The organism is Bacillus sp. FSL R5-0434, from assembly GCF_038004745.1.
Taxonomy (GTDB): domain Bacteria; phylum Bacillota; class Bacilli; order Bacillales; family Bacillaceae; genus Bacillus; species Bacillus halotolerans.
Window position 1 is genome coordinate 3,102,051 of the sequence record NZ_JBBORV010000001.1, and the last position, 17,051, is coordinate 3,119,101.

The 17,051-nt window shown below is 43.8% G+C and carries 11 protein-coding genes; 1 reads left to right on the top strand and 10 read right to left on the bottom strand.

Annotated features, from left to right (window positions below):
- Positions 1-53 precede the first annotated feature (53 nt).
- Entirely contained in the window at positions 54-1,220 is a 1,167-nt protein-coding gene (locus tag NYE43_RS16300; protein WP_024122625.1) for an AI-2E family transporter, read from the bottom strand.
- Between the two features lie 180 nt (positions 1,221-1,400).
- Between NYE43_RS16300 and NYE43_RS16305 the strand changes: the two genes are divergently transcribed.
- Positions 1,401-2,387, top strand: a complete 987-nt coding sequence (locus NYE43_RS16305) for a Gfo/Idh/MocA family protein (protein WP_024122626.1) — start codon at positions 1,401-1,403, stop codon at positions 2,385-2,387.
- Positions 2,388-2,427: 40 nt separating this feature from the next.
- Here NYE43_RS16305 and rhaA read toward each other — a convergent pair whose 3' ends face one another.
- From rhaA to tlpB (NYE43_RS16350), 9 genes are all read right to left on the bottom strand, one after another.
- Positions 2,428-3,702, bottom strand: a complete 1,275-nt coding sequence (rhaA, locus tag NYE43_RS16310; RefSeq protein WP_213417871.1) for an L-rhamnose isomerase — start codon at positions 3,700-3,702, stop codon at positions 2,428-2,430.
- Between the two features lie 15 nt (positions 3,703-3,717).
- A complete protein-coding gene (rhaM, locus tag NYE43_RS16315; RefSeq protein ID WP_216393813.1) occupies positions 3,718-4,032 on the bottom strand; it encodes an L-rhamnose mutarotase in 315 nt (104 codons plus the stop codon).
- 15 nt (positions 4,033-4,047) lie between these two features.
- Positions 4,048-5,505, bottom strand: coding sequence for a rhamnulokinase (gene rhaB / locus NYE43_RS16320; protein ID WP_095713954.1), 1,458 nt, complete (start codon positions 5,503-5,505; stop codon positions 4,048-4,050).
- Positions 5,502-6,287 (bottom strand): DeoR/GlpR family DNA-binding transcription regulator, encoded by a 786-nt coding sequence (locus NYE43_RS16325; RefSeq protein ID WP_024122630.1) that lies wholly within the window; start codon positions 6,285-6,287, stop codon positions 5,502-5,504. The genes rhaB and NYE43_RS16325 overlap by 4 nt, the downstream gene beginning before the upstream one ends.
- 57 nt (positions 6,288-6,344) lie before the next feature.
- Positions 6,345-8,414, bottom strand: coding sequence for a bifunctional aldolase/short-chain dehydrogenase (locus tag NYE43_RS16330; RefSeq protein ID WP_341062236.1), 2,070 nt, complete (start codon positions 8,412-8,414; stop codon positions 6,345-6,347).
- Between the two features lie 143 nt (positions 8,415-8,557).
- Entirely contained in the window at positions 8,558-10,546 is a 1,989-nt protein-coding gene (gene tlpB, locus NYE43_RS16335; RefSeq protein WP_341062237.1) for a methyl-accepting chemotaxis protein TlpB, read from the bottom strand.
- A 112-nt stretch (positions 10,547-10,658) separates the two neighbouring features.
- Positions 10,659-12,644, bottom strand: a complete 1,986-nt coding sequence (gene mcpA, locus NYE43_RS16340; protein WP_341062238.1) for a methyl-accepting chemotaxis protein — start codon at positions 12,642-12,644, stop codon at positions 10,659-10,661.
- 126 nt (positions 12,645-12,770) lie between these two features.
- Complete coding sequence (gene tlpB / locus NYE43_RS16345) at positions 12,771-14,759, bottom strand: methyl-accepting chemotaxis protein TlpB (RefSeq protein WP_341062239.1); 1,989 nt, start codon at positions 14,757-14,759, stop codon at positions 12,771-12,773.
- A 174-nt stretch (positions 14,760-14,933) separates the two neighbouring features.
- Positions 14,934-16,922 carry a methyl-accepting chemotaxis protein TlpB gene (gene tlpB / locus NYE43_RS16350; protein ID WP_341062240.1) on the bottom strand — a complete coding sequence of 663 codons (1,989 nt, stop codon included), beginning with the start codon at positions 16,920-16,922 and terminating at the stop codon, positions 14,934-14,936.
- Positions 16,923-17,051 lie beyond the last annotated feature (129 nt).

A 17,051-nucleotide genomic window follows, 5' to 3' on the forward strand; every position in this document is an offset into this window, starting at 1 on the left:
AACGGGAGCCTTCCATAAATGGAAAGCCCGTCTTATATAACTATAAATGAAATTTATGCTTTATGACTCTTTGCATTTTCATTTTTTTCTTCATCGTATAGATGCGACTGCATTTTAAACCAGTCAAATAAATGTGTCGTAATGACTTTGGCAACCGCATAGCCCGGAATCGCAAGAATAATTCCGATAACACCAAACAGCTTGCCGGCGGTTAACAGCAGAAAAATAATGGTGATTGGGTGGATATGAAGGTTTTTCCCCATAATTTGCGGGGAGATCAGTTTCCCTTCAATAAGCTGAACAATTGTCCAGACGATCACAAGCTTGAGCAGCATCAGAGGCGATGTCACAATAGCGATAATGATCGCAGGCGTAATGGCGATTGTCGGACCTAAATACGGCACGATGCTTGTACAAGCCGCAATAACGGCAAGTAGCGAAGCGTAATCCAGTCCGATGATCAAATAGCCGATAAACAGCAAAAATCCAATGCAGAAGCTGACAATGATCTGTCCTCTGATATAAGAACTTAGCCGATGATTCATTTCGCTTAAGACTGTGTATGTCTGCTCTTTTAATTGTGTCGGCACAAACTTCAGTATGTAGATCGGCAATTTCTTTCCGTCCTTTAACAGATAGAAAAGAATAAATGGAACTGTCACGATCGAAATGATAATCTCAGTTAAGGCGCCGATAAAATTCCCAACGCCGGTAAAGGTGCTGTTTACAATCGTCGCTGCCTGATCTGACACCTTTGTCGCGAGATCAGATATATTAATGTTCATCGTTTGCTGCGCCTGATTGACAAAGTTACTGCCGATCAGTTCTTTTGTCTGATTCTCAACAACATCCACATATCTCGGGATGTTGTCAATCAAACTCATAATTTGCTCTTTTAAAAAGGGGATAATCGACACGATTGTGATCGTGATCAGCCCGATAATCAACAGATATAACAGCAAAATGGAATAGATTCTTCTGATTCTTCTTCTCTCAAGGAAATCAACGACAGGGTTTAACAGATAAAAAACAATGCCTGTTAAAATAATCGGAAGCGATATCGTTTTGAGCAGAACAATGATCGGGGTGAAAATAAATGATGTTTTTGTAAATACGAGAATATTTAAACCAATCAGCAGCAGAACAAGCAGGAATAAAACAAACTTGTTGTCCAAGAAGAATCGCTTGAATCTGCCGCTCCATGTTTGCAACGTCTCCACTATCGTTCCTCCGTCATACATAGTTTAAGTAAATTGTACACTATCGTACCTATAATGAAAAATAAAAACCGCTAATTGCTGGAAAAACTTCCTTATCTAAAAAATGTGATTTGATCTATCATGTGCTTTTCATCTTTTTAAGCTATAATTTAGCTATATCATACAAAAGGAGCGATATGCGTGATACGATTTGCAATAGTAGGAACCAACTGGATTACAGACCGCTTTCTAGAAGCAGCTTCAGAAGTTGAAGATTTCCAGCTCACAGCCGTTTATTCAAGAACACCTGAACGCGCCGCTGAGTTTGCCGCTCGGCATGGGGCTGCACATACCTTCTCCGACCTTCAGGAAATGGCGGCAAGCGATGGCTTTGATGCTGTATATCTCGCCAGCCCGAATGCTCTTCACAAGGAGCAGGCGATCCTCTTTATGAAACATGGCAAACATGTGCTATGCGAGAAACCGCTTGCTTCAAATACCAGAGAAACAGAAGAGATGATTTCAGCGGCCAGAGCGAATGGTGTTGTCCTCATGGAAGCAATGAAGACCACATTCCTGCCTAATTTTAAAGAGCTGAAAAAACACTTCCACAAAATCGGCACAATCCGCAGATTTACCGCAAGCTACTGTCAGTACTCTTCAAGGTATGATGCGTTTAGAAACGGAACTGTTTTGAACGCGTTTCAGCCTGAGCTGTCTAACGGCTCATTGATGGATATCGGCATCTATTGTATTTACCCTGCCGTTGTGCTGTTTGGAGAGCCGAAAGCCGTGAAAGCGAACGGATACACTTTATCTTCCGGCGTTGATGGAGAAGGTACCGTCATTCTCTCATATGACGGGTTTGAGGCCGTACTGATGCATTCTAAAATCTCAACTTCCTACGCGCCTGCTGAAATCCAAGGAGAAGACGGGACAATTGTATTGGATACGATCCATCGTCCTGAACGAGTGGAAATCCGCTATCGTGACGGCCGCCTGGAAAACATTTCACTCTCTGATCCTAAACCGGCAATGTTTTACGAAGCGGCTGAATTTGTTTCACTCGTGAAAGAGAAGAAACAGGAATCTGAAGAAAATACATATGAACGCTCCTTGATCACTGCTAACATCATGGAGGAAGCAAGAAAACAGATGGGTATTGTGTACCCTGCTGATCAAGCCTAAAAAAATCCGCCCGCGGCATGTTGCACGCGGGCGGATTTTTTTAAACGATCGGTGAGGATGCCTGCCTTTTGAAAAGCACGTTTTGTTCATATTCTTTGATATCATCAAGCCAAGCCTCTTTTACCGGCACTCCCATTTGCTCACAGTAATAATCCCAGATGGCACCGAAAGGATAGGTTTTAAATTCCTCCATCAGCGCCAGTCTTTCTGTAAAGCGCCCCTCATCCTGCAATTGTTTTAAATGGTCATTCGGAAGAAGCAAAGCGTACATTAAAGCTTTCATCATATTTCTCGTTCCGATAGTCCAAGCGGCGACACGGTTAATGCTGGCATCGAAAAAATCCAGACCGATGGCGACTTTCTCTAATGCCTGATTACGGACGATCTCAAGGGCGATTTCTCTCAATTCATCATCTAACATCACGACATGGTCACTGTCCCAGCGAACGGGCCGGGATACGTGCAAGGCAAGTTTGTCTGTGTAAAGCAGCATCGCCGAGATCTTGTTTGATACCGTTTCTGTCGGATGGAAATGTCCCGTATCGAGCAAGCATACCTTATGGTTCGTTAAAGCATAGGCTAAATAAAACTCATGAGACCCGACGACATATGATTCTGATCCAAGTCCGAACAGCTTGCTCTCGACCGAATCAACATTGTAATCTTCACTGATTTCCTCGCGGAATATCCGATCCAATGATTCTTTTAATCTTTTGCGCGGCGTCAGCCTGTCACTCGGAATATCCTTATAGCCGTCCGGAATCCAAATATTCGTCAAGCAAGGCGTGCCTAATTCTTTGCCGAAATACGCTCCGATGCGGCGGCACGCGATGCAGTGATGAATCCAAAACTCCCGGATGGATGGATCAGGGTGTGCGAGTGTAAGCCCGTCATCCGCTTTCTCATGTGAAAACAGTGTCGGATTGAAATCTAATCCGATACCAAGACCCTTTGCCCACTTCACCCAATTTTCAAAGTGATGCGGCTTCAGCTGATCACGTTCAACAACTTCTCCGTTTGTTTCTGCGTATATAGCGTGCAGGTTTACCCGATGCTTTCCCGGGATGAGAGACAGAGCTTTCTCCAAATCTCTTCTTAATTCTTCCGGGGTTTGCGCTTTTCCGGGATAATTGCCTGTGACGTCAATGCCGCCGGAAAGCTCGCCCTTATTCACTTCAAACCCTTCAATGTCATCACCCTGCCAGCAGTGGATCGAGATCGGAACTTGCTGCAATTGCCGGAACACAGCTTCAACATCAATTCCCCATTTTTCATATTCTTGTTTTGCGCTGTCATAATTCGCTTTTATCGTCATACGGCTCTCTCCCTTTTATTCGAAATAAAAGACTTCCTTCAGATCGATTGAAACGGGACTGTCATCGGCGTTTGTTTTCATTAATGGCGCCATTGATTTCCACCATCTGCGGCACGCCTCTGTGTCTGCCATCTTCTTCCACTTTTCCTCATCCTCTATCTCTAAATAAGCAAATAACCGGCCTGTCTCTTCGTCTAAAAAAATAGAATAGTGATGCGCCCCATGGGCTTTAAGCGCTTCCGCCATTTCTGGCCAAATGTCATCATGCCTCTGTTTGTATTCCTTGAATTTATCTTTATGGACGAACATGATACTCGCTTTTCTTTTCAAGCTGATCACCTCTTTTTATTTAGATAGCGCTTTCAAAACAGTTTGATGATAGGACTGAATGATGGCGCTTCTGTCAGTATCTTTAGGGATAAACACTTTAATGGGAAAGGAGTTTCTGACGGTCTTGCGGGCCTGGTTTACGTCCTTTATTTCTTTGGCAGCAATCATTTGCATCAGCAGATTTCCGATGGCTGTCGCCTCAGCAGGTCCGGCGTATACCGTTTTTCCGCTCATATCAGCGGTTAATTGATTTAAGAAGTCGTTTTGGGCGCCTCCTCCGATAATATGAAGCTGTTGAATGTTTTTCCCTGTAATGGTTTCTAGTTCTGAGATGGCTATCGCATAGGTGATGGCTAAATTGCTGTAGATACAGCAGGCAAGTTCGCCTGCAGTGTGAGGAATCTGTTGGAAGGTTTCTCTGCAATAATGTTGTATTTCCTTTATCATGTCGTGCGGATACAGAAAACGATCATCATTTAAGTTGATAAACTGCTGAAACGGTTTTGTTTTTCCAGCTTCTTCTGCCAGTTGCTGAAAATTGTAATCTTCTCGTAATTGTTTTCGGACTTCTTGTATCATCCACATGCCAATGATGTTTTTCAGGAAACGAATGGTGTTGTTTGCGCCGCGTTCATTTGTATAATTGTTTTTCAATGCGAGTTTATTTATAATCGGCGTTTCGTTCTCAATTCCGATTAGCGACCATGTTCCGCTGCTGATATACGCCCAATCATTGTTTATGCCTGGTGCGGCGAGGACAGCTGAAGCAGTATCATGTGTTGCGACGGTAATCACCCTGCAAGCCGGCAGATCATAGCCTGGAAACCAATCATTTCTTAACATGCCGAGTTCCTGTCCCGGTTCAGTCAGCGGCGGAAGTTGCTGTTCCTTAACAGACACGGCTTCGAGCAATTCGGGATCAAACTTTCCGGTTAAGGCATTTAAGAGCTGTGTCGTGGACGCATTTGTGATTTCCGCTGCTGCTTTGCCGGTTAAGCAATAGCCTAAATAATCCGGCACCATTAAAATCTGCTCTGTTTTTCTCAGCAGCTCCTGGTCTTCTTCATATAATTGATAGATTGTGTTAAAAGGCAGAAACTGAATGCCTGTTTTTTGATAGATTGTTTCTTTTGATATCGTTTGCGCAAGCTTCTCCATTGTGTTCTCTGTTCTTTTATCCCGGTATGATATGACTTCTCGTAAACGGCTGCCTTTCTCATCCAGCAAGACGTAATCAACGGCCCATGTATCAATGCCGACGGTGCAGCAGTCATAGCCAAGAGCTTTCACCTTTTGCAGCCCTTGCAGGATTTGCTCTAGCAAATGATCAATATCCCAATAGCCATGTCCGTCTCTTTGCATGAAGCCGTTTGCGAATCGGTGAATCTCTTGTACTGCAAGCTTTCCTTCCTGGAGTTCGCCTATTATGACTCTCCCGCTTGATGCCCCTATATCAACAGCAGCATATATCATCCTTTCACCCTTTCTTTAGGAAGGGGGACGGCTGTCACTTTCACATTCTTTTCTTCAAGGGCTTTTACTGATACCGGATCAAGTCTGGAATCGGTAATGATGCAGCTGACATCCTGCAAAGAGGCGATATGTGAAAACTCGCGGTTCCCCCATTTGCTTGAATCGGCCATCAAAATGGTCTGATCAGATCTTTCAATCATCCGTATTTTAAGCAGTGCCTGCCACTCATTTGAGTCGCTCATTCCATGTTCCATATCAAACCCTTGGCAGGACAGAAAGGTTTTATTTACATGATAGGTTTCAAGTGAACGCTCAGCTAACGGTCCCGCAAATGATAATGATTTTGTCAGCAAGATACCTCCGGTTGAAATAACTGATATCTTTTGTTTTTTGCTCAGTTCAATGGCTGCCTTCATTGAGTTTGTAATGACGGTGAGCTCAATATCAGGGAGTATTTTCGCCATGTACCATGCAGTGGTGCTTGCATCGAGAATGATTCGGTCACCGCTTTTTACATATTTGGCCGCTTCATGAGCAATGGCTTTTTTCTCTATTACATTTGTAATTTCACGTTCAGAAAAATGAATTTCTGACTCCTGCTGCTGAATGCTGACCGCACCTCCGTGGCTGCGGCTCAGCTTATGCTCTTTCTCAAGCTTCTCAAGATCTCGCCGAATCGTTTCTTCTGTGACAGAAAATATGTCACTCAATTCGGATACGCGGATGCTTAAACGCTTATTCACTAGTTCGACTATTTTTTTCTGCCGTTCTGCTACTAACATCGGTAACGTCCTTCCTCATTAATATCCGTCTTGCTTTTCCCATATCATAGCATACTTCTAACGCGTAAAAGCTGCCGGGACGCCGCCGTCTACTGTAATCATACACCCTGTCGTCTTTTCAGCTTTAGAAGAAGCCAAAAACGCGATTGATTCGGCAATATCCTGAGGGTAAATATTAACCAAAAGCGTTGTGCGTTTCCGATAATGTTCCTCTAGCTGATCCGGCTCTATTCCATATGCCGCAGCCCGTTCCTCCCGCCAGCTTGAACCCCAAATCGCTGAGCCTTGGAGAACCGCGTCAGGCAAAACTGAGTTTACACGAATGCCGTATTCTCCTCCTTCTGCTGCAATACATCGAGCCAAATGGGTTTCAAGTGCTTTTACCGAACTGTAGGCTGAAGCGTTTTTTCCCGCATAGACAGCGTTTTTCGATCCCACAAACACCATGCTTCCGCCTATGTTTTGCTGTTTCATTTGCTTAAACGCTTCCCGGGCCACGAGAAAATAGCCGGTTCCCAATACATTGATATTGAGATTCCATTCTTTTAAACTTGTTTCGTCAAAAGGGCTTGATGTTGCCAGCCCGGCATTATTAACGACAATGTCAATGCCGCCGTAGGTAAGCGCTGCTTGTTCAAAGGCAGACTGTACCTCATCTTCATTTGTCACATCCATTTTGACAGCCATTGCGCGTCCTTCTCCGTACGTTTCGTTTATTTCCTCGGCAATTTTTTGTGCGCCTTCTACATTCAGGTCAGCCGCGATCACGTGTCCGCCTTCTGCTGCAAAGTGCCGGCAGGCTGCACTTCCGATTCCGCCGGCGCCACCTGTTATCAATGCTACTTTTCGAGAAAATTCTGCTTCCGGCGGGGCCAGCGTGAGTTTATATAATTCCAGCGGCCAGTATTCAACATGATAGGATTCATTTTCGTTTAATGAAACAAATCGTCCGAGTGAGGCAGAGCCTTTCATTACAGCAATAGCTCTCTTGTATAAAGCACCGCTAACTTTTGACATGGCAAGGCTTTTTCCCGTATTGACCATGCCAATGCCAGGAATCAATATGACACGCGGCGCTGATTCAAAGATTTGATCCCCTTCCTGCTGATTGCGTGCAAAGTAAGCTTGATACTCTGCTTTGAAGCGCTCGATCCCTGACTTCAGAAGATCCTCCAGCTCCTGTGCATCTTGCGTTTCCGGATTCCATTCAATGTACAGCGGGACACGCTTTGTATGAACGAGGTGATCCGGACACGCAGCGCCAATTTGAGAAAGCTCCGGCGCTTGCACGCTGTTTACAAATTCTAATACCTCTTCATGATCGTCATAGGAGAGGATCATTTTCTTTTCATCGCTTACAGCTCCTCGGATAACAGGCGTGATACCCGCCAGAATTTGTTTCCGCTTATCTGCTGGCAGTGACTCGTATCGCCTGCCGCCGAATCGCTGCTTTTGGTTGATGCGTTCATGAATGTACTGCTCAGCTTCTTGAATAATGGAGATCGTTTTCTCATAACACTTCTCTGACGTATCTCCCCAAGTGACTAAGCCGTGTTTTTCCATTAAGACAAGCTCGGCATTTGGATTGTTTGCCACGCCGTCTGCGATCATTTTAGACAGAGTAAATCCCGGGCGAACGTATGGCACCCATACAAACCGGCTGCCATAAATATCTTCGGCAATTTGTTTTCCATTATCAGCGCAGCAAATGCTGATAATTGCATCCGGATGGGTATGGTCAACATGATTGTATGGCAAAAATGCGTGTAAGAGTGTTTCAATGGAAGGGCGGGGATGTTTGCTGTCTATCATACAATGAGACAAGTAATCTACCATTTCTTCATCTGACATCTGGTCTCTTTCAATCAGCGGACGGATGTCATCTAATCTCAGGCCGGTAAAGTTATGCGCTTTCATTGTTGCCAAGTCTGAGCCGCTTCCTTTTACCCACATCACTTCTGTTTCGCGGCCTCTGAAATCCTTCTCCGTTGTTTTCATCGACGTATTGCCGCCGCCCCAGTTGCATACAGTGCGGTCTGCTCCGATTAAATTGGACCGATACACCAATTCTTCAACACCCTTTGGCAGCTGGGCGGCATGTTCTGATTCCCATACATGTTTCACCATTTTCATCTTCCTCCGTCCCTTTTATTTGTATCCGCTTTCATTATATATGATGTTTGTTTGTTTTTGAATACCTTTTGTTTATTTTTGTTTTTATCAAGAAACAAAAAAAGAAAGCAGCAAAGATATGCCGCTTTCTTTTTCTATTAAGATTCAATTTTAAATTTTTTCGTAATGTCTTGAAGTTCTTCCGCCATGTTCGCCAATGTTTCAGCTGAAGAACTGATTTCCTCCATAGACGCAAGCTGCTCTTCCGCCGAAGCTGCGATATCTTGAATGCCCGCTGAGCTTTCTTTCGCTACTTCGGAAATTTCCTCAACCGCACTTGATACTTCCTGTGATCCGACTGACAGCTGTTCAACCGTTGCATTCAGATTTTGTAATTCACCGGATATTTGCGATGTCATCTCGTAGATTTGCTTAAAGCTTTCAGCTGTTTGGTCTGTAATTTGCAAACCTTCTTTAACTTCATGATTCACGGATTGGAACATAGAGAGCGACGTGCTGATTTCTCTGACAATCTCTTGAATTAATCCTTCAATTTCCTTCGCAGAATGTGCTGATTGCACAGCAAGTTTTCTGACCTCTTCCGCTACAACAGAGAAGCCTCTGCCGTATTCTCCGGCTCTGGCTGCCTCAATTGCTGCATTTAAAGCCAACAAGTTCGTTTGATCGGCAATGCCATTGATTACATTTAAGATGCTGGTAATGTCCTGAGATTTTGTTTCAAGGCCTTTGACGACGGCTTCAGCTTTTTGAACGGATTCATCGATTGTCTTCATTTGGCCGACTGTGTGCTCTACCAGTTTTTCTCCGCTTCCGGCAGCCTCAGAAGACTGGATTGAAGACTTCGTAATGGTTGATGAAGCCTGAGCCACTTTTGATATGCCGTGGTTCATTTGAGAAAGATGATCTGAGCTTGTTTCCAATTTCTCGCTTTGCGCCTCGTTGCCATTTGAAAACTGTTCGATTGCCAGCGTAATGTGTTCAGTCGCCTTACTCGTTTGGGCTGCACTTGCCGTCAGTTCTTCAGAAGATGATGCCACATTTTCTACAGACGTTTGAATAACACCGATGACAGAACGCAATGATTCAGACATCTCGTTAAAGCTTTCTCCTAGCTGGCCAAACTCATTTTTCGACTGAATATCAATCACTTCCGTTAAATCTCCGCTGCTGATTTTCGCAGATGTTGAAACCAGTTTTCTTAACGGTTTGGTGATGGCGCGTATAATAAAGAGAATGAGTATGCCGCCGATCACAATTGACACACATAGAATGATAACGGCAGTGTTCAGTACCGGACTTGAAGCATCTTGCAATTCACTGACAAAATACGCACCCGCGATTTTCCACCCTGTCAGTTTATTTGTCGCAAATGCCATTTTCTTTTCTTTGCCTTCGAAGGTATATTCAAATGAGCCGTCTGCTTTTGAATATACCTCTTTTGTCCAGTCGCCGGATCCAGTTGTTCCAGGCTTAATCGTCGGATGGGCGATATATTTTTTGCTGCCTGTTGTAATAAATGCAAAGCCGTTTTTACCGATTTTTATTTTCTGTGAAGCTGCCAGCACTTCATCCAGATTTAAATCAAGCGCTATGACCCCTGAGCCATCTTTTAATTGTTTGGAAATCGTAACAACGATATCTCCTGTCGCTTCGTCAGTATACGGCTCTGAGAATACAGCCTGTCCTTTTTTCGCAACGGCTTGTTTGTACCAGTCACGTTCTGTCGGATCGAAACCTTTAGGAACGCCGCTTTCCGGATATTTGTAAAGCTTTTTATTTTCTGAAGCCGCATAGATTGCTCCTACATCGGCATTTAGTGTTGTGTACTGCTTAAATTTTTCATTCAGTAAGGTTTTATTTTTGCCTTGTAATATGTCCTTATCAATCGTCTCACTGTAATAATCAATTGCTTTTACTTTATTTTTCAATTTGTTTTCAAGTGTGCTGTTGAGTTCTTCAACGTTTCCTATTGCACTATTCGTAAGTTCCCTGTCCAGTGCGTTCCAAGCTGATTGATAACTGAAATATGCTAATACCCCAATCGGCAAAATGAGCACTGTCAGAAACGCAGCGATAAGCGGTTTGCTGATTGATGGCTGTTTGATCCAATGTATGAATTTTCCCATTCTCGATAATTCCTCCTTTAAGCTAAAAATAATATCGTCAAGCTAGGATAAAAGCTTTAATAAAAAAACTAAAAAAAACACCCAAGCGCAGAACCTTGGGTGTTTTGACTCATTATTCAATTTTGAATCGTTTTGTCATATCGCGAAGCTCTTCAGCCATGCTTGAAAGTGTTTCTGCTGATGAGCTGATTTCTTCCATAGAAGCAAGCTGCTCTTCGGCTGATGCCGCGATATCTTGAATGTGGGCTGAGCTTTCTTTTGAAATCGATGCAATATGCTCAGACGCTCCCGATACCTCTTCAGAGCTGGCAGAAAGCTGCTGAACCGTCGCACTCATGTTTTGCAGTTCTCCGGCTATCTGGTTTGTCATTTCAGAGATTCGTTTAAAGCTTGTCTCAGTTTGATCTGTGATGTCAAGGCCTGTTTGCACCTCTTGGTTCACAGACTGGAACATGCCGAGAGATGTGTTGATTTCTTTCACGATTTCAATGATGAGTGCTTCAATCTCTTTAGCTGAATCAGCGGACTGTACAGCCAGCTTTCTGACTTCTTCTGCTACGACGGAGAAGCCGCGCCCGTATTCACCTGCGCGCGCCGCTTCAATGGCAGCGTTTAGTGCAAGCAGGTTCGTCTGGTCAGCAATACCGTTAATCACGCGCAGAATGTTTGTGATGTCTTTTGATTTGGTTTCCAATCCGCGAACAACTTGTTCTGCTTCTTTCACGGACTTGTCTATCACGTTCATTTGGCCGACAGTCTGATGAACAAGCTTTCCGCCCGCACTCGCGATTTCTGTCGATTGAACAGATGAATCTGTAATGACTTCAGAAGCTTGAGCCATATTCGTCAATCCGTCATTCATCTGATAAATATGCTCCGCCGCTGTTTCGATGTTTTCATTTTGTTTTTCATTGCCGTTTGAAAATTGTTCTATTGCCAATGTGATATGCTCGGTCGCCTTGCTTGTTTGCGCGGCAGATGCCGTCAATTCCTCGGAGGAAGCGGCAACATTGTCTACCGAATCCTGAATGGCGTGTATGAGAGAGCGAAGTGAAGACGCCATATTGTTAAAGCTTTTGCCCAGTTCGCCCAGTTCATCTTTTGAACGGATATCAATCGTTTCCGTTAAATCTCCCTCACTGATCCGCTTAGATGAACCGACAAGCTGTTTCAGCGGTGTCGTGATTGATCGAATAACCAATGTCATCACGATGATACCGACGAGAATGGCTGCAATCAGGACAATTAATGCGAGGTGAAGCACAGGCTTAGCCGCATCATGAATCTCGTCCAGATACATCGTTCCGCCTATCTTCCATCCCGTTAGCTTGTTCGTATCAAAGGCCATTTTTTTCTTATCGCCGTTCATGCTGTATTGAAAATCGCCTTTATCGGCAGACAGCATCTGTTCAAGCCAGTCGCCTTTCAATTCGGTCCCTGAAGCCTCGTCAGGATGCGCAACGACCTTTTTGTCTTTCGTCATAATAAAAGCATAGCCTTCTGTGCCGATGTTCACTTGTTTCGTCGTTTTCAGCAGGTTATCGATCGTCATGTTGATTGCGATAACGCCTGATCCGTCTTTTGTCTGCTGGGCAATTGTCACAACCATTGTGTTCGTAGATGCTGTTTTGTATGGATCTGTTACGACGGCTTTGCCATTATTGGCAACCGCTTTTTTGTACCAGTCCCGTTCAACGGGATTATAATCGCTTGGCATCGGCAGATCCGGGTAACGGGTAAAGCGCCCGTCTTTGTCACTTGTATAAATAGATTCCACGTCTTTATTGATTTTAATATATTGTGAGAATTTCTCTTCAATGCTGGCATTGCTCTTTCCTTTATATTTCTTTTGTGTCAGCCATTCGCTGAAGTATTCGGCGCTGTTTTCTTTTTCTCCGATGCTGGTGTTTATGATTTCGTTTAGTTGCTGTACATTTTCTAAGGCGCTTCCCATCATCTGTCTGTCGAGCGAGCTGCTGGCAGATCCATAAGCAATCGCCGCTAATATGGCAACCGGTATGATGAGGATCGATAGAAAGGAAACCAGAAGCTTCCGTGTAATTGATCTCTGTTTGATAAGTTGGAGTATTTTTTTCATCAGTTCATTTCTCCTTTTTTATGCTACCCTTCATATCGGCTGAAAATGGGTAAATATATACATTAAAAAAGAAGAAACTCAAGAAAAATAACTAAATTCCTATTAAAAATTAGTGATTTAGACCTATTAATCATCCAATTTAAATCGTTTTGTCAAATCCCGCAGCTCTTCGGACATTTTTTCAAGCGTCTGCGCCGATGAGCTGATTTCTTCCATGGAGGCAAGCTGTTCCTCGGCTGAAGCGGCGATATCTTGAATGCCGTCTGAACTTTCTTTAGAAATAGCGGCGATATCTATAGAAGCAGCGGAAATTTCCTGAGACCCTGCCGACAGCTGTTCAACCGTTGCATTCATGTTTTGCAATTCTGCGGCAATTTGATTCGTCATTTTTGATATATGTTTAAAGCTTTGTTTTGTTTCGTCTGTCATGACCAGACCTGTTTCCACTTCTCTATTCACGGATTGAAGAACGTTTAATGATGTATGGATCTCTTTTACGATTTCGCTGATCAGCGTTTCAATTTCCTTAGCTGAATCTGCCGACTGTACCGCAAGTTTTCTCACTTCTTCAGCGACTACAGAAAAGCCTCGTCCGTACTCGCCTGCTCTTGCCGCTTCAATGGCGGCATTTAATGCTAAAAGATTGGTTTGATCTGCGATGCCGTTGATAACACGTAAAATATTTGTGATATCCTTTGATTTGATTTCCAGGCCTTTGACCACTTGCTCCGCTTCTTTCACAGAATGATCAATTGTATTCATTTGGCCGGCTGTTCTCTGAACAAGTGTTTCCCCTGTGCTTGACACTTCGGTGGAGTCTGCAGAGGTTTCTGTAATGACTGCCGCCGCCCGGGCCAGCTCAGCAAGTCCGTCGTTCATTTCGTTAATTTGTTCTGTTGTCGTCTCGATTCGGTCGCTCTGGTTTTCGCTTCCGTTTGAAAATTGTTCGATCGCCATTGTAATGTGTTCAGTGGCCTTGCTTGTCTGATCTGCGGAAGCTGTCAGCTCTTCTGACGATGAGGCGACATGTTCTACAGATTCTTTGATGCCGTATATCAGCGAGCGGAGAGAGTGCGCCATATTGTTGAAGCTTTGGCTCAAAACCCCGAGTTCGTCTTTTGATTTGATTTCTATCGTTTCTGTTAAATCGCCTTTGCTGATTTTTTCTGCTGATGCAACGATGCGTTTCAAAGGCCTTGTAATCGACCGGATGACAAAATAAATCGCCGTTATTCCGGCTGCAATGGCAATGGCCAGAACAACTGATGCCATAACTAGAACCCTGCTTGCGGCATCATGGATCTCGTCGGCATACATCGTGCCGCTGATTTTCCAGCCTGTTGTTTCGCTTGTGGCGAACGCCATTTTCTTCTTCTTTCCTTTGTGCGTATATTCAAAGTCGCCGCTTTTGTCTTTGTAAAGTTTGTCTATCCACTCCCCTTCTAACTGCGTACCCGCTTTTTCACCGGAGTAGGCGATGACTTCTTTATTTTGGCTGAGGATAAAGGCATAGCCTTCTTTGCCAATACTGATTTCTTTTGCTGTTGCCACAAGGTCATCGATTTTCATATCCATGGCGACAACGCCTGATCCATCCTTTGTCTGGCGTGCAATGGTGACAACCATTTTTCCTGATGAAATGGATTCGTAAGGTTCGGTCACAATTATCTTTCCTTTATTAGCCATGGCTTCTGTGTACCAGTCACGTTCTAAAGCATTAAAGTCACTCGGCATGTCTGCGTGCGGATAGCGTGTGAATGTCCCGTCTTTGCTGCTTGAAAACACCGCAGCGACATTGTCATTCATTTGAATAAATTGTTTAAATTCTTGTTTGAGCTCCGTTTTTTTCTTGTCTTTCAACTTGTCTGCTGTCGCCCAATCGCTGAAAAACGCGAGGCTTTTTTCAGTCGTTTTGATTTTGCCATCAATAATGTTATCTAATATTTGAACGTTCTCCTTTGCGCTTTGCGTCATCTGTATGTCAAGAGATGCAACGGCTGATTGATAAGCGCTTACCGATAGTGCCGTAATCGGGACAATTAAGATCAGCAGGAAAGAAATAATGAGTCTCCTGGCAATTGATGATCTGCGAATGGTGGTGAGTGTTTTTTTCATTCCTCTTGAACCTTCTTTCAATAATTTACAAATTATATCGGCTGATATTCCTTTATCTTACATTGAAAATGAAGGAAAAAATGAAAAATAGTTCAAAACTCACCGATTTAGACAGGTCTTTTTTATTATTTCTTATACAGAAAAACAGCGCTTCATAAGCGCTGTTTTTTGCTCTTATTCAATTTTAAATTTCTTTGTCAGATCACGGAGCTCTTCTGCCATCTGCGCCAGGGTCGTGGCTGATGAACTGATTTCTTCCATAGAAGCAAGCTGCTCCTCGGCCGATGCAGCAATGTCTTGAATGCTTGCCGAGCTTTCTCTTGAAACATCGGCAATTCCGCTCACCGATGCCGATACATGCTCTGAACGGCCTGACAGCTGTTCTACGGTTGTATTCATCGTCTGCAATTTGTCTGCAATCTCATTTGTCATGCTGAAAATACTTTGGAAGCTTTCCTTTGTATTGTCTGTGACAACTAGCCCTGATTGCACTTCTTGATTAACGGCTTTAAACATGTGAAGAGAAGTTTCGATTTCTGCAACGATTTCCTGGATCAGATTCTCGATTTCTTTAGATGAATCTGCAGATTGAACGGCCAGCTTACGCACTTCCTCCGCTACAACAGAGAAGCCTCGTCCAGATTCCCCGGCCCGCGCTGCTTCAATGGCTGCATTTAATGCCAGCAGGTTTGTTTGATCAGCAATCCCATTGATGACTCGTAAAATACTCGTGATATCTTTTGATTTTTCTTCTAACCCTTTCACCACTGCTTCAGCCTGCTGAACCGACTCATTAATTGAATTCATCTGCCCGACTGTCTGCTGGACAAACTTCTCGCCTGTACCCGCGATTTCCGTTGATTGGATAGACGCTTTCGTAATGTCTGATGATGTTTGTGAGACTTGCTGGAGCCCTTCATTCATCATGTTCAGCTGATGAGAGCTGGACTCCACTTTTTCGCTTTGCTCTTCGTTTCCGTTTGAGAACTGCTCAATTGCCATTGTGATATGCTCCGTCGCCTTGCTCGTTTGTCCGGCGGATGCAGTCAGCTGTTCGGATGATGCGGCAACATTATTAACAGAGTCTTGAATAGTGCTGATAAGCGAACGCAAGGATTGTCCCATTTCGTTGAAGCTTTTGCCAAGCTCGCCCAGTTCATCTTTCGAACGGATTTCGATGGTTTCTGTCAGATCCCCGCTGCTGATCATTTTTGATGATTGAACCAGACGTTTTAACGGTTTTGTGATCGAACCAACGATAAACAGGATTAATATTCCGCCTGCCAGTATTGAAGCAATCAGCACGATCATGCCTGTTGTCAGGACAGATTTTGAGGATTCCTTGATTTCACTCATATACATGGTGCCGGCAATTTTCCAGCCAGTCAGTTGATTTGTCGTATATGTCATCTTTTTATCTTCATGATTCAGGGTATACTGCAGCTCGCCGCTGTCCTTGTCATACATTTTGGCAACCCAGTCGCCAGACAGCTTTTCACCAGCCTTATGGTTTTGATGGGCGACATATGTTTTGTTTTTCGTCGCGATGAAAACATAGCCTTCTTTTCCGACTTTAATTTGTTTCATCTGTTCTAACAGTTTATCAATTGTGATATCCATGGCGACGACGCCTGAACCATCCTTCAATTCCTGAGCAATGGTAATGACCATGCTTCCGTCGCTGGCTGCCACATAAGGATCGGTCACTACGATGTCACCGCCGGCTTTCATTGCATCCTGGTACCAAGGGCGTTTTCTCGGATCGTAGCCATCCGGCAATTTTTCTTTCGGTGCCTGTACATATGTGCCGTTTTCTGTCCCTCCGTAAATTCTGGCTACATCTTGGTTAATGGAAACATATTGCGAAAACTTGGCTTTAAGCTCTTCCTGTTTGGATTTCCCTTTAAACGCGGAGCTTTTCAGTGATTCACTGAAAAAGCTGACGCCTTTCGCTTTTGCTCCTAAATCATTTGTAACTGTTGTATTAAATGAATCGACACTATTTTTCGCATTTCCCATGATTTCCTGATCCAGTTTTCCGCTTGCTGAGCGATAAGAACTGAATTCCAATATAAGAATCGGAATGATTAAAATCACAACAAATGAAATCATTAGTTTTCTAGAAATAGACGGTTTTGTCAGCCAATTGATAAAAGTCTTCATATCCAGCTTCTCCTTCAGGTTTGATACAGTATATATCGGCTGCTTTAAAAAGTTTTTAAAATAGAAGAATTTCCTTCCTGGCATTTCTCTGTCTTTTTAGCTTTCATTTCCCAAGCCTTGTGCATAGTT